The 25,260-nt window shown below is 67.8% G+C and carries 23 protein-coding genes; 17 read left to right on the forward strand and 6 right to left on the reverse strand.

The annotated features are described in order from the left end of the window. Positions 1-44: 44 nt before the first annotated feature. The gene (locus tag NQ038_RS12435; RefSeq protein ID WP_257062716.1) at positions 45-1,130 is read left to right on the forward strand and encodes a hypothetical protein; all 1,086 of its coding nucleotides are present in this window, start codon (positions 45-47) and stop codon (positions 1,128-1,130) included. Between the two features lie 15 nt (positions 1,131-1,145). Here the strand turns inward: NQ038_RS12435 and def are convergent, their stop codons facing one another. Next, entirely contained in the window at positions 1,146-1,721 is a 576-nt protein-coding gene (gene def, locus NQ038_RS12440) for a peptide deformylase (protein WP_257062717.1), read from the reverse strand. Positions 1,722-2,016: 295 nt separating this feature from the next. Between def and cysK the strand changes: the two genes are divergently transcribed. The 7 genes from cysK to NQ038_RS12475 all read left to right on the forward strand — a co-directional run bounded on the left by cysK (position 2,017) and on the right by NQ038_RS12475 (position 7,998). Then, on the forward strand, positions 2,017-2,949 hold the full coding sequence (gene cysK / locus NQ038_RS12445; protein WP_257062719.1) for a cysteine synthase A: 933 nt from the start codon (positions 2,017-2,019) through the stop codon (positions 2,947-2,949). Position 2,950: 1 nt separating this feature from the next. Continuing rightward, the gene (gene epsC / locus NQ038_RS12450; RefSeq protein WP_257062720.1) at positions 2,951-3,631 is read left to right on the forward strand and encodes a serine O-acetyltransferase EpsC; all 681 of its coding nucleotides are present in this window, start codon (positions 2,951-2,953) and stop codon (positions 3,629-3,631) included. 195 nt (positions 3,632-3,826) lie between these two features. Further along, on the forward strand, positions 3,827-5,029 hold the full coding sequence (locus NQ038_RS12455; protein WP_257049163.1) for an LLM class flavin-dependent oxidoreductase: 1,203 nt from the start codon (positions 3,827-3,829) through the stop codon (positions 5,027-5,029). Next, the gene (locus NQ038_RS12460) at positions 5,029-5,676 is read left to right on the forward strand and encodes an NAD(P)H-dependent oxidoreductase (protein WP_257049165.1); all 648 of its coding nucleotides are present in this window, start codon (positions 5,029-5,031) and stop codon (positions 5,674-5,676) included. The genes NQ038_RS12455 and NQ038_RS12460 overlap by 1 nt, the downstream gene beginning before the upstream one ends. After that, positions 5,654-6,190 carry a MarR family winged helix-turn-helix transcriptional regulator gene (locus tag NQ038_RS12465; protein ID WP_257049167.1) on the forward strand — a complete coding sequence of 179 codons (537 nt, stop codon included), beginning with the start codon at positions 5,654-5,656 and terminating at the stop codon, positions 6,188-6,190. Before NQ038_RS12460 ends, NQ038_RS12465 begins: the two co-directional genes overlap by 23 nt. A gap of 36 nt (positions 6,191-6,226) precedes the next feature. Further along, on the forward strand, positions 6,227-7,168 hold the full coding sequence (locus NQ038_RS12470) for a 2-hydroxyacid dehydrogenase (protein WP_257049169.1): 942 nt from the start codon (positions 6,227-6,229) through the stop codon (positions 7,166-7,168). Between the two features lie 38 nt (positions 7,169-7,206). Next, the gene (locus NQ038_RS12475) at positions 7,207-7,998 is read left to right on the forward strand and encodes a hypothetical protein (RefSeq protein WP_257062721.1); all 792 of its coding nucleotides are present in this window, start codon (positions 7,207-7,209) and stop codon (positions 7,996-7,998) included. 61 nt (positions 7,999-8,059) lie between these two features. Here NQ038_RS12475 and NQ038_RS12480 read toward each other — a convergent pair whose 3' ends face one another. The 3 genes from NQ038_RS12480 to NQ038_RS12490 form a co-directional block, all read right to left on the reverse strand. Beyond that, positions 8,060-9,115 (reverse strand): 2,3-butanediol dehydrogenase, encoded by a 1,056-nt coding sequence (locus NQ038_RS12480; protein ID WP_257049172.1) that lies wholly within the window; start codon positions 9,113-9,115, stop codon positions 8,060-8,062. Between the two features lie 288 nt (positions 9,116-9,403). After that, the gene (locus tag NQ038_RS12485) at positions 9,404-10,675 is read right to left on the reverse strand and encodes an NAD(P)/FAD-dependent oxidoreductase (protein ID WP_257049173.1); all 1,272 of its coding nucleotides are present in this window, start codon (positions 10,673-10,675) and stop codon (positions 9,404-9,406) included. Then, on the reverse strand, positions 10,656-11,252 hold the full coding sequence (locus NQ038_RS12490) for a hypothetical protein (protein WP_257062722.1): 597 nt from the start codon (positions 11,250-11,252) through the stop codon (positions 10,656-10,658). The genes NQ038_RS12485 and NQ038_RS12490 overlap by 20 nt, the downstream gene beginning before the upstream one ends. Before the next feature lie 94 nt (positions 11,253-11,346). On the opposite strand from NQ038_RS12490, the gene NQ038_RS12495 reads away from it, so the two are divergent. Beyond that, positions 11,347-13,089 carry an ABC transporter ATP-binding protein gene (locus NQ038_RS12495; protein WP_257049176.1) on the forward strand — a complete coding sequence of 581 codons (1,743 nt, stop codon included), beginning with the start codon at positions 11,347-11,349 and terminating at the stop codon, positions 13,087-13,089. After that, positions 13,086-14,900, forward strand: coding sequence for an ABC transporter ATP-binding protein (locus NQ038_RS12500; RefSeq protein WP_257062723.1), 1,815 nt, complete (start codon positions 13,086-13,088; stop codon positions 14,898-14,900). Before NQ038_RS12495 ends, NQ038_RS12500 begins: the two co-directional genes overlap by 4 nt. A 12-nt stretch (positions 14,901-14,912) precedes the next feature. Here NQ038_RS12500 and NQ038_RS12505 read toward each other — a convergent pair whose 3' ends face one another. Then, on the reverse strand, positions 14,913-16,157 hold the full coding sequence (locus NQ038_RS12505; protein WP_257049178.1) for a methyltransferase domain-containing protein: 1,245 nt from the start codon (positions 16,155-16,157) through the stop codon (positions 14,913-14,915). A gap of 306 nt (positions 16,158-16,463) precedes the next feature. Between NQ038_RS12505 and NQ038_RS12510 the strand changes: the two genes are divergently transcribed. From NQ038_RS12510 to NQ038_RS12540, 7 genes are all read left to right on the forward strand, one after another. After that, on the forward strand, positions 16,464-18,338 hold the full coding sequence (locus NQ038_RS12510; protein WP_257062724.1) for an acetolactate synthase large subunit: 1,875 nt from the start codon (positions 16,464-16,466) through the stop codon (positions 18,336-18,338). Continuing rightward, the gene (ilvN, locus tag NQ038_RS12515; RefSeq protein WP_257049180.1) at positions 18,335-18,844 is read left to right on the forward strand and encodes an acetolactate synthase small subunit; all 510 of its coding nucleotides are present in this window, start codon (positions 18,335-18,337) and stop codon (positions 18,842-18,844) included. Before NQ038_RS12510 ends, ilvN begins: the two co-directional genes overlap by 4 nt. A 109-nt stretch (positions 18,845-18,953) precedes the next feature. Beyond that, positions 18,954-19,985, forward strand: a complete 1,032-nt coding sequence (gene ilvC, locus NQ038_RS12520; RefSeq protein WP_257049181.1) for a ketol-acid reductoisomerase — start codon at positions 18,954-18,956, stop codon at positions 19,983-19,985. Between the two features lie 142 nt (positions 19,986-20,127). After that, positions 20,128-20,817: a cysteine hydrolase family protein gene (locus NQ038_RS12525; RefSeq protein WP_257049182.1), complete on the forward strand. Its 690-nt coding sequence runs from the start codon at positions 20,128-20,130 to the stop codon at positions 20,815-20,817. Between the two features lie 171 nt (positions 20,818-20,988). After that, the gene (locus NQ038_RS12530; RefSeq protein WP_257049183.1) at positions 20,989-21,264 is read left to right on the forward strand and encodes a DUF3311 domain-containing protein; all 276 of its coding nucleotides are present in this window, start codon (positions 20,989-20,991) and stop codon (positions 21,262-21,264) included. Next, a complete protein-coding gene (locus tag NQ038_RS12535) occupies positions 21,261-22,829 on the forward strand; it encodes a sodium:solute symporter (protein ID WP_257062725.1) in 1,569 nt (522 codons plus the stop codon). Before NQ038_RS12530 ends, NQ038_RS12535 begins: the two co-directional genes overlap by 4 nt. A 42-nt stretch (positions 22,830-22,871) precedes the next feature. Continuing rightward, a complete protein-coding gene (locus NQ038_RS12540) occupies positions 22,872-23,633 on the forward strand; it encodes a hypothetical protein (protein ID WP_257049185.1) in 762 nt (253 codons plus the stop codon). On the opposite strand, the gene NQ038_RS12545 is transcribed toward NQ038_RS12540, so the two are convergent. Then, positions 23,630-25,255 (reverse strand): ABC transporter ATP-binding protein, encoded by a 1,626-nt coding sequence (locus NQ038_RS12545; RefSeq protein WP_257057317.1) that lies wholly within the window; start codon positions 25,253-25,255, stop codon positions 23,630-23,632. The genes NQ038_RS12540 and NQ038_RS12545 overlap by 4 nt on opposite strands. Positions 25,256-25,260 lie beyond the last annotated feature (5 nt).

Consider the following 25,260-nt stretch of genomic DNA (forward strand, 5'->3'; position numbering starts at 1 on the left):
CCGGATACGGGCATCGGGCGTGAGCGACGTGAGCGGAGGCAGTGATGGCGAAGAGGTCGTGGAGGACCCTGTGGCGCAATGAGTGCGGGGGTCTGCGCCCGGACTACCGGATCCTGGTGCCCGACAGCGTCAGCCCCGGCGTCATCGACGCCTGGCGCGCTCGCGGATACCGCGTTTCGGCGGCGCCGAACAGCAAGGGCGGGGCCTTGGCCCTGCCGGGTGTGGCCGCGGTGCCGGTGAAGGACCTGGGAACCTTCTGGCCGGTGGACCGGCCGGGGATGCGTCGCAACCTGCTCAAGTCAAATGCGGCCTATCGGTTCACGGAGACGGCGGGCGCAGTGGCCACCGGCGCCACCGCGATACCGGCGACGGTGAGCACGCTGGCCACGGATCAATTCGCCGCCGGCGGCTTCCTGGCCACCGGCATCGTCGCCGCAGTGTCCCTTGCCGCGGCCGGTTATACGGGGGTCAAATACCACCGCGATCCCAAGCGGCTGCGGAACAAGGACAAGAAGTCCGCCGCCGGCGCCCGCTGGATCACCCCGGAGATGCTGGGCTACACTGGCGGCCGCGGTGGCCAGGACACCGACGAACAGCGCCTGTTCCAGGTCACCTGCCGGATCGCCCGCAAGATCGCGGCCACCACCGCGTGGACCCATCCACTGCTGACCGACCACGTCGCCAAGGTCGATCTGGATCATGCGGTCGCCTCGATCGGGCAGCGTCTGGTGGAGCTGTACCGGCTGCGCGCAGAACTGGAACGGGTGCGCGAACCGCAGCTGGCCGACCAGATCGACGCCTACCAGGACCAGCTGGCCACCGCGTTCAACTCCCTGTCCGGTCGTGTCCTGGCTATGTCGGACTACCTGCTGCAGCTGCAGGAATTGGATGTGCAGCTGCGGCTGCTGGAGCATTCGGAGACCGCCGGTCGGCTGGGCGAACGGGTGCTCGACGTGCTGGCGCGTACGGCAGCCGACGAGGACGCGGACTGGCGGTTCCGCGAACTGGGCGTGGAGACGCAGGCCCATGCCGAGGCGATCCACGGGATGCTCACGCACCTCGACGTCACCGCGGGCCGCTTCGACGACATCGACCGGCAGCTCGACGAGTCGCGGAAACAGGACGGGTGAACTCAGTAACCGAACTCAGTAACCGAAGGGGTCAGGATCGACCCCTGGCAGCCAGGTGTTGCCCGGAATGTTGAAGCCCTCGGCCTTCTGCGCGCGCTTCCAGCGCTTCGCCCACTTCTTGTCCAGCCGGTCGACGTAGAGCAGGCCCTGCAGGTGGTCGAACTCGTGCTGCATGATGCGGGCGAACCAGCCCTCCACCGTCAGCGACACCGTCTCGTTGTTCTCGTCCACCCCGGTGATCGTGACCTTGTGGGCCCGTTTGAGGGGGAAGTCCAAGCCGGGCACCGAAAGGCAGCCCTCGGACTCCTCGTCCGGGTCGGGCCGGCCGTCGGGCACCTTGGAGGCGACCAGGATGGGATTGATGAACACGCCCTTGCGGCGGACCCGGGCTGCCTCGTCGTCGGCGTCGTAGACGAAGATCTGCTTGCCCACTCCGATCTGCGGGGCAGCGAGGCCCACCCCGTTGGATTTGTCCAGGGTTTCGTACATATCGGCGACCAGCTGCTTGAGCTCGTCGTCGAATTCGGTGACCTTCTCGGCCTTGACGTGCAGGACGGGTTCGCCGTAGACGACGATGGGATGAACTGACATAATCTCCCATTCTAGTGCGCGCCCGGTGAGTGCGATCCAGCACGTGGGACCGCCGCCGGCCGGCACCCGTCCGGAGCAATTCCGGATGGTGACCGAAGATGCACCGCTGCCGGATCTCCGACATAATGGGAAGCGTGACCCCGGCCCCACCGGGGATGAAACAACAGCTGAAGCCATTGGCTGGTGTATGGGCGATGACGCCATGCGCCGTCGTGCATGCCGCGAGCATGTGGGCATTCGGCGCGAACCGGAATCCATCGCCTGGCATACCCAATCCAGAACAAAGGATTCAACAGTGAACATCTACTCCAATGTCACCGAACTCGTCGGCCGCACCCCGCTGGTGAGGCTGAACAGGGCCAGCGAGCGCAGTGGCGCTGAGATCGTCGGCAAGCTCGAATACTACAACCCCGCGAATTCGGTCAAGGACCGGATCGGCGTGGCCATGGTCGACGCTGCCGAGGCCTCCGGTGAGCTGCGCCCCGGCGGCACGATTGTGGAGGCCACCAGCGGCAACACCGGTATCGCCCTGGCGATGGTGGGCGCGGCCCGTGGCTACAAGGTCATCCTGACGATGCCGGAATCGATGTCGAAGGAACGCCGCGCCCTGCTGCGCGCCTTCGGCGCCGAACTGGTGCTCACCCCCAAGGGCGACGGCATGAAGGGCGCGGTCGACGAGGCCGAAGAACTGGGCAAGGCGGACAACGCCGTGCTGGCCCGCCAGTTCGACAATCCCGCGAACCCGGCGATCCACCGCGCCACCACGGCCCAGGAGATCCTGGTCGACACCGAGGGTCAGATCGACATCTTCGTCGCCGGCGTTGGCACTGGCGGCACGCTGACCGGTGTGGGCTCCGTGCTCAAGGAGAAGAACCCCGATGTGCGCGTTGTGGCAGTCGAGCCCTCGGCCTCCCCGCTGCTGAGCAAGGGCGAGGCAGGCCCGCACGCGATCCAGGGGATCGGCGCGAACTTCGTCCCCGGCGTGCTGGACACGAACCTGTTCGACGAGGTCGTGGCGATCGACAACGAGGCCGCGCTGGACTCGGCACGCCGCCTGGCCACCGATGAGGGCATCCTGGCCGGCATCTCCGCCGGCGCCGCGGTGCTGGCCGCCGAGGAACTGGGCGCGCGCCCGGAGAACCAGGGCAAGCGGATCGTGGCGATCATCCCCGACTTCGGCGAACGCTACCTGTCGACCCCGCTGTACGCGCAGTACATGGACGACTGAGATGGGCTTCAGGGGAATCATCACCGCGGCGGTGGTCACGTCTGTGGCCGCCGCCGCGGCGTCCGCTCTGCGCAAAGGCCGTCCGGCGGGGGCCTCGGCCCAGGGCTTCCGCGCCCGGCTACGGGAGGACCTGGACACGGTCAAGCGGCGCGATCCGGCTGCGCAGTCGGATTTCGTCACCGTGCTGAGCTATCCGGGGATGCACGCGATCTGGGCGTATCGGGGTCTGCACCGGCTGTGGGCGGTGCCCGGTGGGCGGGCGCCGGCGCGTTTGGGCTCGCAGCTGGTCCGCGCGGTCACCGGGGTGGAGATCCATCCCGGGGCCACGATCGGGCGCAGGTTCTTCATCGATCACGCCGACGGGATCGTGGTCGGGGAGACCGCGGAGATCGGCGATGACGTCATGCTGTACCACCAGGTCACCCTGGGCGGGACTTCGATGGCGAAGGTCAAGCGGCATCCGACCGTGGGCGACGATGTGCTGATCGGGGCCGGGGCGAAGGTGCTGGGCCCGGTGACGATCGGGGCGGGGGCCTCGGTCGGGGCGAATGCCGTGGTGATCAAGGACGTGCCCGCCGATGCGATCGCCGTGGGCATCCCCGCGGTCATCAAGCATCCGCGCGGGGTGGCCGAACCCCACGGTGGCAAGTGGGAGCTGACGGACCCCGCGATCTGGATCTAGTGCGATTTCGATCGAGTGTGGTCGGACCCGGTGGAACGGCCCGAGTGCCACTGCACAAGTCCCCACATGTGCGCGGGGAGTGTCCCCACATGTGCGCAGGGAGTGCGGAATCGCGGGGGGAATAGACCTCGGGGTGCGCATGTTAAAGTTTTAACAAACAAGTTGAAGCCTTAACTAGCACTCGAGGGGCACGTCATGGAGTTCGGCATCTTCACCATCGGCGACGTCACGGTCGATCCGCACACCGGCCGGGCGCCGAGCGAACACGAGCGGATCAAGAACACCGTTGAAATCGCCAAGCACGCCGATGCGGCCGGGCTGGACGTTTTCGCCACGGGGCAGCATCACAACCCGCCCTTCGCGGCACCCGGCAACCCGCCGGTCCTGCTGTCCTATCTGGCCGCGCAGACCGCACAGATCCGTCTGAGCACCGCGACGACGCTGATCACCACGATGGATCCGGTGCGCCTGGCCGAGGACTACTCCTACGCCCAGCACCTGGCCGATGGTCGCATCGACCTGATGCTGGGCCGCGGCAACACCGGACCCGTCTACCCCTGGTTCGGCCGAGACATCCGCCAGGGCATCGACCTGGCAGTGGAGAACTACAACCTGCTCCACCGTCTGTGGCACGAGAAGAACGTCGACTGGGAGGGCCGTTTCCGCACACCGCTGCAGTCCTTCACTGCGACGCCCCGGCCGCTGGACGATGTGGCGCCCTTCGTTTGGCACGGCTCCATCCGCAGCCCCGAAATAGCCGAACAGGCCGCCTACTACGGAGACGGCTTCTTCCACAACAACATCTTCTGGCCCATCCACCACACCGCCCGGATGGTCAACCTGTACCGCCAGCGCTACGCCTATTACGGTCACGGTACCGCCGAGCAGGCATTCGTCGGCCTGGGCGGACAGGTGTTCATGCGGAAGAACTCGCAGGCCGCCGTCGACGAATTCCGTCCCTACTTCGACGTCGCACCCGTCTACGGCCACGGGCCCAGCCTCGAGGACTTCACGGAACAGACGCCGCTGACCGTCGGCAGCCCGCAGCAGATCATCGAACGCTATGCCTCCTTCCGCGACTGGGCCGGGGACTACCAGCGCCAGCTGTTCCTCATCGACCACGCCGGCCTGCCGCAGAAGACCGTGTTGGAACAGATCGACATCCTGGCGGAGGAGGTCGTCCCCGCCCTGCGCAAGGAATTCTCCGCGCGCCACGATCCGGCCGTACCTGAGGCTCCGACGCACGAGTTCCTTCTTGCGCGCCACCTGGCGGGCGAGGATCCGGTGCCCGGCGGAAGTGCCGATTCGCAGGCCGCACAGGACCGGGCCGCGCGAGCCGCCCGCACGGCGGACAAAGCGGCCGAGACCTCGGCCCAGGACGGACAGGGGGAGAAGTGATGCGGGTCCTCGCGATCTCCGGTGGGATGTCCGCCGAATCCTCGACGGGGAAGCTGACCGACCGGCTGCTGGCGGAACTCGCGCAGTCGGCGGAGGCATCGACGAGCGGGCGGGGAGTGTTCGGCGGCGTCGAACCCATCATCGGCGAGCGGCTCGACCTGCGCCCGCTGGGCCACGACCTGGTCAACATGGTCACCACCGGCATGGCGTCACCGGCGCTGGAGGCTGCGCTCGACCGGGTGTCGGCCGCCGATGGCCTGATCCTGGCCGCACCCGTCTACAACGCGGCACCGGTCGGGCTGTTCACCCTATTCCTGCAGCTGTTGCCCCAGCGCGCACTGGCGGGCAAGCCGGTGCTGCTGGCCGGTACGGGCGGCAGCGTGCGCCACAGCATGGTGTTCGACGGACAGATGCGCCCGCTCATCGCCTATCTCAAGGGCCTGGCCCTGCCGACCGTCGTGTTCGCCGCGACCGAGGACTGGGGCGCGCCAGAATCGCGGTCCGGTTTGAGCCACCGGGTGCAGTCTGCGGCTGGGGAACTGCGCGCGGCGCTGGAAGCCGGCGGTTTCGGGCGGCAGCCCGGCGCTCTGGTCGACGAATTCGATCCCATGGAGGTGACCCCCTTTGAACAACTCCTCAACGGATAGTTCCCAGCCCGCAGCTTCACCGGCAGAGTCCATCCGTCCGCTGTCGGGGCCCATCGGCCCCTTGGCCGGCAATCTGCTGCGCGATCCCACGATGGACGCCTGGGGTGCCTGGTTCGTCACGGCGGCGCGCCTGCAGACGGAATTGGACGCCAGACTCAAACGCGATGCGGGGATCTCGCTGGTCGATTTCAATATGCTCATGGCCCTGGCCGAGGCGCCGGCCCACACCCTGCGGATGAGTGAACTGGCCTCGGCCATCGCCTTCTCCGCACCGCGCCTGAACTACCGCGTGGCCCAGGCCGTCGAAGCCGGCTGGGTGCTCAAAACCGCCTGCGCCGAAGACAAGCGCGCCCACAATGTGACACTGCGCCAGCCGGGGATGGAGGTCTTCGTGCGCGCCGGCCGGGTGCACCGCGAACAGATCCGGCAGGTCTTCGATCCGGCCCTGCACCCCGGCGACGCCGAGGTCCTGGTCCGGGTCAGCCGGGAAGTCGAGGGCCGGCTGGGGCGCTAGATCCGGGCCGCTGACCTGGGGCAGTAGGATGTGGCCATGACCACTTTGGATATCACGACGATCGCATTTCCCACCGAGGCGCTGAGGGACCGGATAGCCGAACTGGTGCCGGCATCCGACCGAGAGGACCTCGACCTGGTCGTCTGGTCGGCCGAGGAACCCGATGCGGATCCGCAGACGCTCGACGCAGTGGTGCTGAACTATCTGAGTGCACCGGCCACGGTGGCGCGCCTGGCCGAGGCCCCGAATCTCAAACTGCTCCAGGTCCAGACCACCGGCTACGATGTCGTCACCGGATATCTCGACGAACTGGCGGTGGCCTCGGGCGCCGGTGCCCATGCCGATGCCACGGCGGAACTGGCCGTCGGCTTGGCCCTGGCCCGGCTGCGCGGGATCGACGATGCCGCGCGCGATATGCTCACGGGTTCGTGGAACCACAGCCAGCACCGCTCCCTGGTCGACAGGAAGACCATGATCATCGGCGTGGGAGGGATCGGCGAGGGGATCCGCGCCCGACTGGAGCCCTTCGGCGTCGACATCACGCGAGTCGGCACGCGCGCCCGGACCGATGAACACGGTCCCATCCACGCGACCGCGGAACTCCCGGAGCTGCTGCCGGACACCGAGATCGTCATCCTCATCACGCCACTGACGGACTCGACCCGGCACCTGGTGGACAAGGACTTCCTGTCCCGGCTGCCCGATGGCGCACTCATCGTCAATGTGGCCCGCGGCCAGGTCGTCGACACGGATGCGCTGGTGGCCGAACTGGAATCCGGACGCCTGCAAGCCGCTCTGGACGTCGTCGATCCGGAACCCCTGCCGGCCGACCACCCGCTGTGGAAGACGCCGAACACCCTGGTGGTGCCCCATCTGGGCGGCAACACCGACGCGTTCACCCCGCGCATCGAGAAGATCCTGGCCGAACAGGTCCGACGGATCCAGCGCGGGGATGAACTGCTCAATCAGGTGAACTGAGCGATACAAGCGGATACGACGATCGAGAGGACACGACGATGACCGAGACCGAAAAGCCCCAGGCCTTCAATCTGTACTTCGGCGATGTGCCGGACCGCCCGGCGGATGCCAGGGAAGTCGGCTGGATCGGCACAGAGGGCCCCGGTATCGCGGCGGCTCAGTGGCCCCGTGGCCCACTGACCGGACTGCCCATGCTGCACGCCTTCACGCTGGAACTGCCCGAAGCCTACCGGCGCAAGGGCGCCGACTACCCCGCGATCGCATTCTTCCAGGGCGAGGGCCAATTCGCCGAGGAGTCCGAACCCGGGCCCAGCGCGGATTCCGAGGACCCCTTCCTGCAGGATTGGGCCCAGGCGGTCGAACACCCGATGCTGGCCCGCCGCGAGGACATCATCGACGGCCAGTTCGCGTTGATCTGGTTGACGGCCGAAGAATTCGCGGCCGGTCCGAGCGCCCCGCCGGAAGACACCCGGCGTCTCGGCGAGCACGGCCCCGAGGACGAGGGCCCCAATGCCTGGGACACGCACGTCGACCGGGCGCCGGTGTTCATCGCCGGGCGCGAGGACCCGAATGCCGGTCTGGCGCCCAATGAGTTGGGCGAGGGTGGCTACCAGGACATGTGGGACGAATCGGCCGGCGCCGTGCACGGCTGGGTCGACCAGCTGGGCTCAAGTGACCACCTGGGTGGGACCTCGCTGCCGGTGCAGGGGATGCCGGAGGGCCTGAGCCCCTGGTATGTGGAGTTCAACGAGTTCGGGGGACTGAACTTCGGCGGGGGATCGGCGCAGCTGGACCTGGAGACCGAGACCTTTGACTGGGCCTGCGACTGAAACCCACAGTGGCTCTCGCCAGTCGGGAACGACTGGCGAGAGCCACAGGTAAGGCGCGGGGTCAGGCCTTCGGGTCGACCAGGATCTTCACGGCGGTGTCCGCGTGGTTGATCAGGGTGTCGAAGCCCTTGTCGACGACTTCGTCGATCTTGATCCGGCCGGTGATGAACGGGGCCAGCTTGATGGCGCCGGACTCGACCAGCTTGATGGTGTCGGGGTGGTTGGACACGTAGCCGATGGTGCCGCGCAGGTCGATCTCACGGGTGACCAGGGCATGCATGTCCAGTTCGGCCTTCTTGCCCCAGATGGCCTCCATGACGATGACGCCACCGGGGCGCACAACGTTGAGCAGGGCGTTGATCGTGGCGTTGACACCGGCGGCGTCGAAGCCCACGTCGGCTCCCTTGCCACCGGTGATCTCGGTGACGCGCGCGGCCAGATCCTCCTGGCTGGGGTCGACCACGTAGTCGGCCAGATCCTTGACCTTGGCCTTGCGGGCCTCGGCGAGTTCGGACACGATGACGGTCACGCCGATGCCCTTGAGGACTGCGGTGGTCAGCTGGCCGATGGGGCCGGCGCCGGAGACGATCGCGGTTTCCCCGGCCTTGACACCCGAACGCTGCACGGCGTGGTAGGCGACGGTCAGCGGTTCGATGAGTGCGGCCTCGTCCAGCGGGACGGACTTGTCGATCTTGTGGATCCAGCGCTGTTCGACGACGGCGAACTTGGTCATGCCGCCGGAGCCGGCCAGGCCGATGAAGCCCATCTCATTGCACAGGTGGTAGTCGCCGCGCTCGCACTGCGGGCAGTGACCGCACACGTAGTAGGGCTCGACGACGACGTGGTCGCCGACCTCGAGGCCCTCGGTGCCCTCGCCGAGTTCGGAGATGACGCCGGAGAATTCGTGGCCCATGGTGATGGGGGCCTTCTCGCCGGACAGCGAATGAGGCGTGTCTTGGGTCGGGGTGAAGATCGGGCCGTCCAGGTATTCGTGCAGATCGGAACCGCAGATGCCGCAGTATGCGACCTCGATCTTGGCGGTGCCGGGGCGGACCTGGGGCTCGTCGATGTCTTCGACGCGGATGTCGTGGTTGTCGTAGAAGCGCAGTGCGCGCATGTCAATCTCCTCGATTTCGAGGGTTCTGGTCCGGACCCTCTGTTTTCAGGCAGTCGAGCGCTCCCGGCGGTAACCGTGTGCGCGCTCTCATGACCAACACTGTTCACACTAATAAGTCACGGCTAATAAGTAAACGCCGAACTGATGTATTCCCCTGTGATCTTCGTCTGCTAATCAAACGTTCACTCTGAATTCAGTACAGCTGGCAGGGGTGGGCGCGGAGGCGGAATCGCCGATTTGCCCCGGCCGGGGCAAATCGGGATAGGGGGTTCTGTTAGAACTCTCCTGTTAGAACTCGATGGCCCTGGCCAGTTCCGCATCGCCCAGGTGCTCCGCCTCCGTGCGGCGGATCAGCTCCTTGGCCTTATCGGTGGAGTCCCAGACGTTCCACAGCAGGACGCCGCGGACCCGGTCGTTCGCATCCAGGTAGTACACGGTGCCCTGGGTGAAATCGTCCTTGAGGTTCTCCACGGTGCGCAGCCGCGCATCCAGGTCGCCCACGGCCTCGTAGCCGAAGTCGAACAGATCGGACCAGAAGATCGGCGTGTAGTCGTAGACGTGGCGCTCGGTCGCCCGGCGGGCGGCGACCATATTGCGCCCGGCGATCCGCCCCGAATTCTCCGCCTGGTCCACGTGTTCCGCGCGGCGCCGCCCCAGCAGTGAATCGTAATAGTTCGCCACGTCACCGGCCGCGTAGACATCCGTCGTGTTCGTCTCCAGGCGTTGGTCGACGACAATCCCGTCGTCCACGGTGATGCCGGCCCGTTCTGCCAGCGAGTCGTTCGGACTCACGCCGAGGCCCAGCACCACCGCATCGCCGGTGAAGGTCTTCCCGTCGACGGATGTGACCGTCACGGTCCCGCCCTCGGCATCGGGGACGATGGTGTCCACCCGGGTGCTGCCCACCACGTCGACGCCGCGGTCGACGAAGGTCTTGGTCACGGCGGCGGCCAGGTCCTCGGGGAACATGGCCTGCTGGATCAGCTCTGTGGGCATCACCAAGGTCACGTGTATATCGTTTTGCGCCAGGGCCGAGGCGATCTCCCCGCCGATGTACCCTCCGCCGACCACGATCACATGGGAGCCGGGGCCGGCCAGGCGGCGCAGCCTGCGGTAGGTCTCCACCGTGCGGTAGTAGATGATGCGCTCGCTGCCGGGGGCCTGCGCGTCGGCGGGCGACTCGGAGCCCAGCCGGTTGGGGGCGGCGCCAGTGGCCAGCAGGAGTTGCGAATAGGCCACGGTGGCGCCTGTCGAGGTGGTCAGCGTGTGGTCGCCAGGGTCCAGCGAGGTGACCGTTGTATCGGTCAACAGCGTGACATCTGTTTCGTTCGGATCGAGCAGCCAGCCGGCGCCGGGGACCGCCTTGGGATCGAGCCACAGGGTCTTGGACAGATCAGGCCGGTAGTAGGGACCGTCGGGATCGGCTCCGAAGACGGCGATCGTGCCATCCGGGTCGTCGGCGCGGATCGCCTTGGCCGCCGAGGCCGCAGCCACACCTGCCCCCACGATCACATAGTCGTATTCCTGGTCGTACTCACGTTCATCGTCCTGTTCCGTCATGACCTACCTCCGTTGAGTTCGCTTCTTCGGACGGTCGGTGTCGCCGATCGTCCTCTTCTTCAGACATAACACGATCAGCGCGTGCCGTGTTCCGAAGGTTCGTCCCGGGCGCGGATGTCGGCCGCGACGCTGCGGTTCGCTTTGCCCTGCGCCATTGCAGACAGAACACCCAGCCGGTGATGAGGATGAATCCGCTGCAGGACATGAGGATCTGCTCCAGCCCGACTGCGTCGGGATCCGGGTCGTGATGGACGATCAGTCCCGTGTCCAGCAGGGGCCGCCCCGTGCCCTTCTCGGAACACCAACTCCCCATGAAAGCCAGGTAATAGAGCCAGCAGACCACGAACTGGACCACCATCTGGGCCGGGCTGGAGGGCCGTTCGAGCTTCCGCGGATCCAGGCCCTGGGAGCGCGCTCCGCTGTTGAAGGCGAGGGCCACGATCATCAGCAGGACTACGGGGACGATGGACCACAGCCGGAGCCCGATGGCCGCGGCCAGAACGGATACCAGCCCCATCGTGATCATGGCCAGTCGGTATCCCAGCCGGTACCCCCGCAGCAGCGCGTCCTCGTCCATGACGTCGGTGTCCATAACCCCACCCTGCCGGGCGATACCGGAAGACGCAAGGCCCCTGGAATCGGGTGCCGGAACTGATATAAGCTGAAAGGCTATGCGCGCAATCCTCCGGTTCTGGCCCGACATCAGAGAACGCCTCTGGGTCTACGGTGTCATCATCTTCCTCAGCCTGTTCGCCAACGGGCTGCAATTGGTCGTCCCGCTGCTCACCGGCCGCATCATCGACGGGCCGATCGCCCACCATGACCCGGCCGGTCTGGTGGTGCCCGTTCTGGTGATCTGCGGCCTCGGCGTGCTCGAAGCCGCGGCGCTGTTCGGCCGCCGCTATCTGGCGGCCCCTGTCACCTCGTTCTGGGAAGTGCTGTGGCGCGGCCGGCTGTACGACAAACTGCAGTACGTCCAGGTCGCCACCCACGATGCCTGGGACTCCGGACAGCTGCTGTCCCGCGGGGTTCAGGACCTCTCCCAGATGCGCCGCTTCTTCGCCTTCGGGGCCCCGTTCCTGCTGGTCAACCCGGTCATCATCGTGGCCGGCGCGATCATCCTGACCGTCATGCAGCCGCTGTTCGGACTGATCTTCCTGGTCATGGCCGTGCCCACGGTGGCGATCGTCGCCGTGTTCGAACGCAAGTACCGCCTGGCCGCGCGCGCCGCCCAGGACCAGATGGGGGCCATCACCACCAATGTCGAGGAATCCATCCAGGGCATCCGCATCATTCGCGCCTTCGGCCGCACCCCGTGGATCCGCGGCCGGTTCCGCGAACTCTCCGGCGGCCTGGCCCGCCTGGAAGTCCGCAAGGCCCGCCTGGATTCCTGGCTGTGGGGCACTCTGATGATGCTGCCGACCATCGCGCAGGCCGCAATCGTGGGTCTGGGCGCCTGGGGCGTGGTCCACGGCTGGATGAGCGTGGGAACGGTGGTCGCCGCGGTAACGGTGACGATGATTCTGCGGATCCCCATCGAGATGTTCGGCTTCCTGCTCTCCGACGCCCTCATGGCCGCCACCGCAGCAGCCCGCTACTGGGAGGTGATGGACCTGCCGCTGGGCATCACCGACACCTCCGGCGACGTCGCCGACGACCCCGCCCCGGTCCTGGACCCGGCAGGCGTGCGCGGGGAACTGCGCTTCGAGCACGTCGGCTTCCGCTTCGCCGACGCGGACACCCCACTGTTGGACGGCCTCGACCTCACCGTGCAGCCGGGGGAGACCCTGGCGATCGTCGGGGCGACCGGATCGGGCAAGTCCACCCTGGCCGCCCTGGTGCCGCGCCTGGCCGATGTCACCTCCGGCCGGATGAGCATCGACGGGACGGATGTCCGCGAGCTGCCCCTGACCGAGCTGCGCCGTCTGGTGTCCGTGGCCTTCGAGGACCCCATCCTGTTCTCCTCCAGCGTCCGCGACAACGTAGCCCTCGGCGTGCCACACGCCACCGACGCCGAGGTCCGCCGCGCCCTGGACATCGCCCAGGCCGCCGATTTCGTCGCGGCCCTGCCCGAGGGTCTGGACACCCAGGTGGGGGAGCAGGGCTTGGCCCTGTCCGGTGGCCAGCGCCAGCGCCTCGCCCTGGCCCGTGCCATCCTTGGCACCCCGCGCATCCTGGTGCTCGACGACCCGCTGTCAGCCGTGGACGTCGACACCGAGGACCGGGTCCAGCGCCGCCTGCGCGAAGTCCTGCCCGATTCCACCACCCTCGTGATCGCCCACCGGCCGTCCACCGCCGCGCTCGCCGACCGGGTGGCCGTGCTCCACGGCGGTGGCATCGCCGCCCTGGGCACGCACGAAGAACTCCTGGAGACCTCGACCATGTACCGCGATCTGATGGGGGCGCACGTATGAGCGCGCCCGCGAACCAGAAATCCGCAACCGCCGTGGACGAACTCGACCAGTTGCCACCGGGCGTGGCCCGCAGCGCCCGGCGCCTGCTCATGAGCCTGGTGCGGCCCCGGCTGCTCAGCGTCATCGTCCTGGCACTGCTCATCGTCTTGACCAGTGCCGGCGCGGTGATCGGACCGGTGTTCGTCCAGCGCGCCCTGGACGACGGCCTGCCGGCGGCCCAGGCCGGTGACTTCGCGCCCCTGGCTTGGGCGATCGGTGCCTTTATGGCCTCGGCCCTGGTCGCCGGGGTCTGTTCCTGGGCATCGGTGCGGCTGATGGGCAAAACCGCCCAGCGGATCCTGTTCGATCTGCGCGGGCGCCTGTTCAAGCACGTGCAGCGACTGGACCTGGGGTATCACGAGAAGTCCACCTCGGGTCGGCTGGTCGCCCGGCAGACCTCGGATATGGAATCGGTGCAGGAGTTCCTGTCCTTCGCGCTCATCGACACGGCGCTGGGACTACTGCAGATGGCCGCGATCGCGGTGCTGCTGGTGTTCCTGGACGTGCCGATGGCCCTGATCGCCTTCGCCGGGTTCATCCCGCTGTTCTTCGTCACCGTCTACGCCGCCCGGACCCAGCGCGGGGCCTACCGGCGCACCCGCACGTGGATCGGCAAGTCGATCGTGCACTTCACGGAGACGATGGGCGGGATCCGCGCGGTGCAGGCCTTCCGCCGGCAGCCCGCCGGACGGGCGCGCCTGCACCAGAGCGACGACGCCTACCGGCAGGCCAACCGCGATGCGCTGACCGGCGTGGCCTGGTTCGCCGGCTGGACGCGGCTGATCGGCGATCTGACCCAGGTCGCCATCATCCTCGCCGGCGCCTATCTGGTGATGACCGGACACACGCAGATCGGCGTGCTCACAGCATTCATCCTGTACCTGCGCCGCTTCTACGGCCCGCTGGACGAACTGGTCAACTCCTTCAACCTGTATCAGTCAGCCTCGGCGGCGCTGGAGAAGATCACGGCGATCCTCGACACCGAACCCGCCATCGAGGACCCCGCCGCGGCCCGCGCCCTGCCCACCGGAGCCGGCGGGCGCGAGCTGAGCTTCGAGCAGGTGCGCTTCGCCTACGAGGACGGCCCGGACATCCTGCCCGACTTCGACCTGGAGGTCCCCGCCGGCCAGACCGTCGCCCTGGTCGGCACCACGGGCGCCGGCAAATCGACCCTGGTCAAACTGGCCACCCGGTTCTACGATCCGCTGGCGGGAAGCGTCCGGTTGGACGGAGTGGATCTGCGCGAGATCGACGATGCCGCGCTGCGCCGGGCGATCGTCATGGTCACCCAGGAGTCCTTCCTGTTCTCCGGCACGATCGCCGACAACATCCGCATCGGCAACCCCGAGGCCACAGATGAGCAGGTGCGCGCGGCGGCCCGGGCGGTCGGTTTGGACCGGTTCATCGCGCGATTGCCCGAGGGCTACGGGACCGATGTGAAGAAGCGCGGCGGCCGGCTCAGCTCGGGGCAGCGCCAGCTAGTGTCCTTCGCCCGCGTGTTCCTGGCCGATCCGGGCGTGATCGTGCTCGACGAGGCCACTGCCCACTTGGACATCCCCTCGGAGCGGGCGGTGCAGCAGGCCCTGGAGACCGTGCTGCGCGGGCGCACCGCGATCATCATCGCCCACCGCCTGTCAACGGTGGAGATCGCCGATCGGGTACTGGTGATGGAACACGGGCGGATCGTCGAGGACGGCACCCCGCAACGGCTGCTGGCAGACGGCGGCCGGTTCGCGCACCTGCACGCGGCGTGGGAGGAGTCCCTGGCCTGACCGCCCCTCGGGTCAGCGGGAGAGGCGCACCAGGACCTCGGCGTGGCGGGTGTGGGGGAACATGTCGAGCAGGCGGGCGGCGGTGATCCGGTAGGCCGACATGGCCTCTAGATCGCGGGCCAGGGTCGCGGGATTGCAGCTGGAGTAGACGACATCGGGAATGCCGGAGTCCTGGATCCATGCGGCCATCTCGCGCCCCACCCCGCGCCGGGGCGGGTTGACGATGAGCGCATCGGGTCGTCGGCCGGCCGCGGTCCGCTCGCGGAACCAGGCCGCGGCATCGCCCGCGTAGAAGTCCGCGTCCAGTCCGTATTCCGCGGCGCTCTGTTTGGCGGACTCGATCGCAGCCGGCGAGATCTCCACCCCGGTGACCCTGCGTCGGCGCGGCTCGAGCACGATGGCGCCGGGTTCCAGCGTCCTCGCGCCAGGGTCGGCGCCAGGAGCGGTGCCGGCCGGGCGCGGCTCCGCGGGCTGGGCGCAGTGCAGCGCGAAGCCGCCCACGCCGCAGAACAGGTCCCAGACCTCGCCAGGGTCGATCTCGTCTACCCAGTTCGAGACCTGCCGGTACAGACCCGAGGCCACCGTCGTGTTGGTTTGCAGGAAGGACTGCGGGCGCAGCAGCAGGCGGATCCGTCCCTGTGTCACAGAGAGGGTGTCGGGGCCCGCCAGGTGGACTTCGGTGGGGCCCTCGATGATGGCCTTGGGCTCGGGTTGGATGTTCGCGGTGACCACGGAGCCCGGAGCCAGGGACTCCACCAGCAGGTGGAGGTGTTCGCGCAGGCGCTCCACCGGCTTCTCGGTGCGTAGCACGAAGCGCACCAGGACCGCGGGATCGCCCGCGCCAGCCGGGACGTCGCCGGCGGTGATGAGCACGTATTTGAGCTCGCCCCTGCGCCGGGCGATCGAATAGGGAGAGACCTGGGCGCGCTTGATCAGGGCGGGCAGCAGGTCGAGCACCTTCATGATGACCGGAGGATAGAGCGGGCAGTCGCGCAGGTCCACGCCGTTGCCGGCGGGATCGACGATGCCGAACACCGGTGCGTCGGCGGTGCCGGTGACCACCATCTTGGCCTTATTGCGGAAACCGGCTTCGGGTCCGGTGATGGGCGCCCGCCAGATCCGTGCAGCCGCGTCCCGGGTGAACGGCGCCAGCAACTCCTCCAAATCCGCCTGGGCACGGTCGACTCTGGTGCCGAAGGGCACCGGAAGCAGGGTGCAGGAGCGGCAGGTACCGGCCTCGTAGTGTGCACATCTCACCGGACGATTCTACCGGCGGTACTGCAGACCGACCATGAGAACCGCAATCTCATCATGCGGACTCCGGTGGCCTGTGGTTTGACACCCCGCGAGCGGCGGGCGTTAGATGATGACATGCACAAGCTCGTACTCGTCCTCGTTATCGGCAGCGCGCGGTGAACCCGTAAGCGTCACGAAGACGAACGCCGCGCGCCCCACCGGAAACCGGATGGGGCTTTTTTTATGAGCGGGTCCGGCCGGACACCACGGCCCCACCGATCATGAGCGGCACACCAGGCGCGGCTTGGACACATTTAAGGAGACACAGTGGCAGCGACGACGAAGAACGCTGAACCCAAGGCGGAAGCGGGGGCCCAGGAGGGCGCCCGGTCCGTCCCCAAACCAGGGCCGCGCAAGCGACCGGACAATGCGCCGGAGGTGCTCACCGGCGCCCAGGCGATCGTCCGCAGCCTCGAGCTGCTGGGGGTCACGGACGTCTTCGGCCTGCCCGGCGGCACGATCCTGCCGACCTATGACCCGCTGATGGACTCGGAGCGGATCCGCCACATCCTGGTCCGCCACGAGCAGGGTGCCGGTCATGCGGCCGAGGGCTATGCGGCGGCCACCGGCAAACTGGGCGTGTGCATCGCGACCTCGGGCCCCGGCGCCACGAACCTCATCACGGCGATCGCCGATGCGAATATGGACTCGGTGCCCCTGCTGGCCATCACCGGTCAGCAGGCATCCACCCTGCTGGGCACGGACGCCTTCCAGGAAGCCGACATCGTCGGCATGACCCTGCCGGTGTCCAAGCACAGCTTCCTGGTCACCCGGACCGAGGACATTCCGCAGGCCATCATGTCGGCCCACTACATCGCGACGACGGGTCGCCCCGGCCCCGTGCTGGTCGACATCACGAAGGACGTACAGGCCGGCAAGGCCCCGTTCGAATGGCCCCAGGCCCCGCAGCTGCCCGGCTACAAGCCCACGGTCAAACCGCACCTCAAGCAGATCCGGGAAGCGGCCTCGCTCATCGAGAAGGCCAAGCGGCCGGTGTTCTACATCGGCGGCGGCGTGATCCGCAGCGGCGCCCACGAACAGCTCAAGGCCCTGGCCGAGGCCACCCACATCCCGGTGGCGACGACCCTGATGGCCCGCGGCGCATTCCCCGACTCGCACCCGCAGCACATCGGGATGCCGGGGATGCACGGAACCGTCTCGGCGGTCGCGGCCTTCCAGAAGTCCGATCTGCTGATCGCGGTGGGCTCCCGGTTCGACGACCGCGTCACCGGCGACCTGGACAGCTTCGCGCCCAAGGCCAAGATCATCCACGCCGACATCGACCCGGCGGAGATCGGGAAGAACCGTCCGGTGGACGTGCCGATCGTCGGCGACGCCGGCGAGGTGCTGACCGAACTGCTGCGCGAACTGGAGGCCAACCACGCCCAGGCGCTGGAGAACGACCGACCGCGCTGGTGGAAGACACTCAACGCCTGGAAGGAGACCTACCCGCTGGGCTACGAGCCCAATGAGATCGGACTGTGCGATCCGCAGTACGTGATCGGGCGGATTTCCGCACTGTCCGGGCCCGAGGCCGTCTATGTGGCGGGCGTGGGCCAGCACCAGATGTGGGCCAGCCAGTTCGTCGACTACGAGCGCCCCAACTCCTGGGTCAACTCAGGTGGCCTGGGCACCATGGGCTACTCGGTTCCGGCTGCGATGGGCGCGAAGGTCGGTGAACCGGACCGCACGGTCTGGGCGATCGACGGCGACGGCTGCTTCCAGATGACGAATCAGGAACTGGCCACCTGCATGATCAACAACATTCCGATCAAGGTCGCCATCATCAACAACTCCTCGCTGGGCATGGTGCGCCAGTGGCAGACCCTGTTCTACGACGGCCGCTACTCCAATACGGAGCTCAACACCGGCCATGATTCGATCCGGGTGCCCGACTTCGTCAAACTGGGCGAGGCCTACGGCTGCCTGGCGCTGCGCGTGGAGCGCAACGAGGACGTGGACGCGGCGATCGAGCAGGCCCTGGCGACGAACGACCGGCCCGTGGTGATCGACTTCACCGTGCCGGCCGACGCCATGGTGTGGCCGATGGTCGCCGCCGGCGTGAGCAACGATGAGATCCAGTACGCTCGGAATCTGCGGCCCGACTTCGCCGGAGAAGAGGAAGAGGAGGGCCAGGAATGAGCCGTCACACCCTGTCCGTTCTGGTCGAGGACAAGCCCGGTGTGCTCACGCGCTTCGCGGGTCTGATCTCCCGGCGCGGCTTCAATATCCACTCCCTGGCCGTGGGCAACACCGAGGCCGCGGGGTATTCGCGGATCACAGTGGTCGTCGACGTCGGCGAGGCGCCCCTGGAACAGGTGACGAAGCAGCTGAACAAGTTGGTCAACGTCATCAAGATCGTGGAACTCGACGCGGCCACAGCCGTGCGCCGGGCCCATATGATCTTCAAGGTCAAGGCGGATGCGGCGACCCGGCCGCAGGTCCTGGCCGCCGTCGAGATGTTCCGCGCACAGATCGTGGACGTCAGCACCGAATCCGTCAGCGTCGAGGCCACCGGCGAACAGGCCAAGCTCGATGCCCTGCAGACGGTGCTCGAACCCTTCGGCATCAAGGAGATCGTGCAGTCGGGCACCGTGGCGATCGGCCGTGGCGCCAAATCGATCACCGACAAGGCCCCGCGGGTCTGACCGCCCGCATGGCGGACGTGTTGTCCCGCCTTATAAGACACCCATACAATGGAACCGTACGGGTTCCAGACGTGTGAAGCACACGTGACATATGAAGGAGAAAACCCCCATGGCAGCAGAGCGCTTTTACGAGGACGATGCAGACCTGTCCGTCATCCAGGGCAAGAAGGTCGGCGTCATCGGCTTCGGCAGCCAGGGCCACGCCCACGCGCTGAGCCTGCGTGATTCCGGCGCAGAGGTCCGCATCGGTCTGAAGGAGGGCTCGAAGTCCCGCGACAAGGCCGAGGCGCAGGGCCTGACCGTCGGCTCGAACGCCGAGATCGCCAAGTGGGCCGACGTCGTCGTCATCGCCGTGCCGGACCAGGTCCAGGCGCAGGTCTACGCCGACGACATCAAGGACAATCTGGCCGAGGGCAACGCCCTGGTCTTCACCCACGGCTTCAACATCCGCTTCGGCTACATCACCGCCCCGCAGGGCGTCGATGTCATCATGATCGCCCCGAAGGGCCCGGGCCACGTGGTCCGCCGCGAATACGTCGACGGCCGCGGCGTGCCCGTCGTCATCGCCGTCGAGGTCGATGCCACCAACACCGCCTGGGCGACCGCGCTGTCCTACGCCAAGGGCATCGGCGGCCTGCGCGCCGGCGGCATCAAGACCACCTTCACCGAAGAGACCGAAACCGACCTGTTCGGTGAACAGACCGTGCTGTGCGGTGGCGTCTCCCACCTCATCCAGTACGGCTTCGAGGTCCTGACGGAAGCCGGCTATCAGCCGGAGATCGCCTACTTCGAGGTCTGCCACGAGCTGAAGCTGATCGTCGACCTGATCAACGAGGGCGGCATCTCCAAGCAGCGCTGGTCCTGCTCCGACACCGCGGAATACGGCGACTACGTCTCCGGCCCGCGCGTCATCACCCCCGACGTCAAGGAGCACATGAAGGAGGTCCTGTCCGATATCCAGGATGGTTCCTTCGCCAAGCGCTTCATGGACGACCAGGCCAACGGCGCCAAGGAGTTCAAGGAACTGCGCGCCAAGGAAGAGGTCCACCCGATCGAGACCGTCGGTCGCGAACTGCGTGGTATGTTCTCCTGGCTGAAGCCGGCCGACTCGGACTACACCGAGGGTTCCGCCGCGCGCTGAACCGCGTAACCGAGAACCACACACGAGGGGCCCGGGCGATCGATTTCGATTGCCCGGGCCCCGCGTGACGTCGCCGCGTAGTATTGCCGGGGACCCAGAACAGTCGGAAAGATCTGCTGGAAGAGCAGGGAAGAGGAATGCCATGTCGGAGCTGACAGTCGATGAGTTCGCGGATATGTTCGTGCGCAGGGCCGAACGGGAGCCGCTCCCGCTGGACCCCGCCAATACGGTCCTGCTGCTCATCGACATGCAGAAGTGCATCCTGCCCGATCACTTCTGGGAGTTCGCCAGGAGCCGGGGTATCCCCGAGGCAGACTGCGCCGAGGCCATCGGCCGGATCGAGCAGGACTGCCAGGCAACCGTGGCCGCCGGAACCCGGGTCCTGCAGGCCGCGCGGGCCGCGGGCATCCGCCCGATCCACGTGCGCATCCAGGAGCTGCTGGAAGACGGTGCGGACGTGGGCCTGTCGCACCGGCGCAAGAACTTCAAGGTGCTGCCCGGGTCCGAGGCCGCGCAGTTCCTGCCGGGCGTGGAACCCATCGCCGGTGAGATCGTCTTGGACAAGTCCTGTTCCGGCGCGGTGCTGGGGACGAACCTGGACCGTATTCTGCGGAACCTGGGGATCGAGAATGTGGTGACGATCGGTTTCTACACCGATCAGTGCGTGAGCTCCACGGTGCGCGACCTCTCCGACTCCGGCTATTCGGTCGGCATCGTCGCCGACGCCTGTGGGGCGATCACGCCCAAGCACCACGAAACCGCGCTGTGGCATCTGCGCAATGTCTACGCCGCCATCGAGTCCAGCGAGGAGTTCCTGGCCCGACTGGGCTGAGTCCCGCGGCGGGCTGCGCCCCCGGACCGAGCTCCCGGTCGGCCCCCATCGCTGGGATTCCTGCTGGGATTCTGACCCATGGCCGTGGGACCGGTGCGCGGTCGATAACCCGTGTATGGAAACATGGCGTTCGTCACCCATCCGCACCGACCGACCCGAATGGAGCCGTGCATGCCGCGCAGATCTCGCTGGTCACTTCTCATCCTGCCAGTGCCCGTCGTTCTCTATCTGTTGACACCCGTGGTCGCGAACTCGATCCAGCCGGTGGTGCTGGGGCTGCCGTTCGCCTTCGCCTACGTCCTCATCGTCACCGTGATCACGCCGCTGCTGGTCTGGCTGGTGGCCCGCCTGGACCCCTTCTACCGGGAGAACCGCGGAGAGTACATTCCGGTGGATGCGGCGTTCGAGGACACGTACCACGCCGATTTCGTGGAGGAGGACGCATGAGCTCGTCGGCGATCATCGCCATCATCATCTTCGCCCTGGCCATGGTCGCCACCGTGGCGATCGGGGTCTACTCCGGCCGTGGCCGGGAGAAGTCCATGGACGAATGGTCGGTCTCCAGCCGCGGCCTGGGCTTCATCTTCGTGCTCCTGCTCATGGCCGGCGAGTCCTACACCAGTTTCTCCTTCCTGGGAGCGGCCGGGTGGTCGTACAAGTACGGGGTCCCGATCCTCTACCTGATCGGCTACCTGAGCGTGGGCCTGATCATCGCCTACGTCCTGGCTCCCACCCTGTGGACCTATGCCGCCAGGCACAAGCTGGTGGGTCTGACCGACATCATCGAGTACCGGTTCAAGTCCCGGCCCCTGGCCATCTTCGTGGCGATCGCGGCGACCATCTTCATGCTGCCCTACATCCAGCTGCAGATCCAGGGCATGGGCACGGTCGTCAACGCCATGTCCTACGGGGCCATCGACCTGAAGGTCGCGGCGATCATCTCCTTCATCGTCGCGGAGCTGTTCATCCTGGTCTCGGGCCTGCGCGGCTCCGCCTGGGTCAGCGTGCTCAAGGACGGTCTGACGGTGGCGGCCATCGCCTTCCTGGCGATCTACGTCCCCCTGCACTACTTCGACGGGGTGGGCGAACTCGTCGGCCGGATGATCCAGGAGAAGCCGCAGTGGCTGACCTTCCCCGGCGCCGGCGGCGGCGAGTACGGAGCGGCCTGGTTCATCTCCACGATCCTGCTCAACACCTTCACCACGGCCATCTTCCCGACGACCCTGGCCGGCTACATCAGCGCCGACAGCGCCAATTCGCTGCGCCGGAACTCGATCATCCTGCCCTGGTACCAGGTGCTGCTGCTGGTGCCCGTGATGATCGGGATGGCCGCGTTGTTCGTCGTGCCGGCTCTGGCCAATGGCGATCTGGCCCTGTTCTCCGTGGTCATCGACTCGCTCCCAGCACCCCTGGTGGCGATCATCGGAGTCGCCGGGGCGCTGAGCGCAATCGTGCCGATGAGCGTCTTCATGCTGGCGATCGGCACCATGTGGGGCCGCACCGTGCTCGGCGGCGGATTGACCAGGGCCCACGCGCCTGCGGATTCTGCGGCGGCGGCCCAGGACCCGGCCGGAGCGCGGCAGCGGAAGCTCTCCCAGGTAGTGTGCCTGATAGCCGGCCTGGTCGCGCTGGCCGGCAGCCTGTTCATGCCCAATGCCCTGGTCTCCCTGTCAGTGCTCAGCTACGAGGGCATGGCCCAGCTGGTGCCCGCTGCCCTGCTGGGACTGTTCTGGCCGCGCATGAGCAAGCACGCTGCGGCCGCCGGCATCGTGGTCGGCGGCATCGCGATGCTGACCCTGTACTTCACCGGCAACGACCCGCTCTGGGGCGTCAACGGCGGGGTATGGGCTCTGGCACTGAACTTCCTGGTCGTGGTCGTGCTCAGCCTGGTGTCGCCGGATCCGCGCTGGCGCAAGACCTGGCGCAGCGAGGCCAGGGCGACGGCCCGGGCCGCCGCCTCGGCCCGCCCCGCCCAGGTGGTGGAATCGTCCCGGACGGACGCCCAGGGCTGAGCCGGGAGAGAACCCGGTCATGGGCGGACTAGGCTGGGCTGCATGCCGCGCTACCTGTACGCACTCGATCAGACCCGTGACGGGACGCGCATCGCAGTGCCCAGCCGGATGTTCCCCTGGACGGGGTTCGGCTACTGCCTGACCCTGCTCGTGTGCTCCGTGCTGTGGTTGCTCACTGCCGCGCTGAGTGCGCAGGACGAGACGGCCCGGGCCGGCGGGGACGCCGTCCTGTGGGCCCTGGCCGGGCTCGAGGCCCTCATGCTGGGGTGGATCATCGCCCACCTCTGCCGGGTCGGCGCGCTGCGGCACCGCCTGGCGCGCGGCCTGCGGGGGATCGAGCCGCCGCCGCGGCCCTATCTCGAAGGCGTCATCGCCCGCGATGTGGCCCTGGCCGGGCGCGACGACCGGCTTCCGGCCATCCGCTTCCTCACCGGCGTCCAGGCGTGGAGCGGCCTGCTGCTGGACTGGATCGGCTCGATTCTCAGCCTGCAGGCGCCCACCGACGACGGTTCGATGTTCTCCGCTGCACGCAGTCCGCGCACGGCTCTGCTGACCTCGGCGGTGTGGGTGGGCCTGTGGTGGTTGGTGCTCGGCGGGATCGGGGTGATCGGCGCCGGGTCCCAGTCCGCCGGTGATGCGGCTCTGTCGCCGGCGGCCTGGGTGGCCCTGGTGACGGGGTGTGCCGATGTGATCTGCCTGTTCTGGCTGGCCTTCGTCCGCTACAGCATCGACAACCAGCTGGTGAGACGGTTGCGGGCCCTGCACACCCTGCTTTCGCCCGAGCCCTCCCAGGTCTATCCCTAGCCCGCGACCACGGGTTCGGGGACGGCGGCGATGAGTTCGCGGGTGTAATCGTCCTGCGGTCTGCGCAGCACGTCCAGCGTCGCACCCCGTTCGACGACCCGGCCGTGGCGCAGCACCACCACCTGCTCGGCGATCTGTTCGACCACCGCCAGATCATGGCTGATGAACAGCGAGGCGAAACCGTACTCCGCGTGCAGGTCCCGCAGTAGGTCCAACACGCCTGCCTGCACGGAGACGTCCAGCGCACTGGTCGGCTCATCGGCGATGAGTAGCCGGGGCCGCAGGGCCAGGGCCCTGGCGATCGCCACCCGCTGCTTCTGCCCACCGGAGAGCTCATGGGGCATCCGCGCGGCGAACCCGGCCGGCAGCTGGACATCATCGAGCAGCGTGTTCACCCGCCGATCGATCTCCGTCCGACCCAAGTCCGTGTGGACCTGCAGCGGCTGGGCCAACTGGGCCGCGACCGTGCGGCGCGGGTTGAGCGAACCGGCGGGGTCCTGGAACACGGTGCCGATGCGTGCGCGCAGCCTGCGCTGGTCCCGGCCATTGCCCGTGCGGACCTCGGAACCGGCGATCCGCGCGGTCCCCGCGGTCAGCCGCTGGGCGCCGATGAGCACATTGGCGATCGTCGACTTGCCGGAACCCGATTCGCCCACCAGCGCCACCACGGTCCCCGCGGGCACGCACAGATCGACATCGTCGACGGCCACGGTGGTGCGCTTGCCGCGGAACTCCACCCGTCCGCCCACGAGCTCGGCGGCGGGCGCCTCGTCACTGGTGTTCGGGTCGGTCCCGGAGCCGGCTACGGCCGAGGCCGCGGCGGCCACCGCGCCCAGCCGGGGTACCGCGTCGAGCAGCTTGCGGGTGTAGGCGTGCCGGGGCCGGTTGAAGACCTCGGCCGCAGCACCGGTTTCGACGATCCGTCCGTCCTTCATCACGGAGATCTCATCGGCGACCTGCGCGACAACGCCCATATCGTGCGTGATGAGCAGGACGGCGCGCTCGGTCGCGATGTGCCGCAGCAGATCGAGGATATCGGCCTGCACGGTGACGTCCAGGGCCGTGGTCGGCTCATCGGCGATGAGCAGTTCGGGATCGTGGATGGTCGCCAGGGCGATCATCGCGCGCTGCAACTGCCCGCCGGAGAGCTCGTGCGGATAGGACGCGAGGATGCGCTCGGGGGCAGCCAGGCCCGCGGCTCGCAGGGCGGCCGCGGACCGCCCGGCCGCCTGCTCCCGGGTGACCCGCTCACCGTGGGCGCGCAGGGCCTCGGCCAGGGTGTGGCCGATCCGGTACATCGGGTCGAAGGCGTTCATCGGCTGTTGGAAGACCACGCCGATCCGCTTGCCGCGGACCCTGCGCAGCAGCTGCGCCTCGGCGCCGATCAACTCGGTGCCGTCGGCCAGGCGGGCAGAACCCGTCGCACGGGAGCCGGTGCCGGCCAGGCCCAGCAGGCTCAGCGCGGTCACCGACTTGCCGGACCCGGACTCGCCGACCAGCGCCATGACGGTGCGCGGACGCACCAGCAGGTCGATGCCGTGGGTGATCTCGGTGGTGCCGAAGGACACGCGCTGTCCGGCGATGCGCAGGGCCGGCGCGCCCGGTGCTGGGGTGTGCTCCACTGGTA

Source organism: Brevibacterium sp. 50QC2O2, assembly GCF_024580675.1.
Taxonomy (GTDB): domain Bacteria; phylum Actinomycetota; class Actinomycetes; order Actinomycetales; family Brevibacteriaceae; genus Brevibacterium; species Brevibacterium moorei.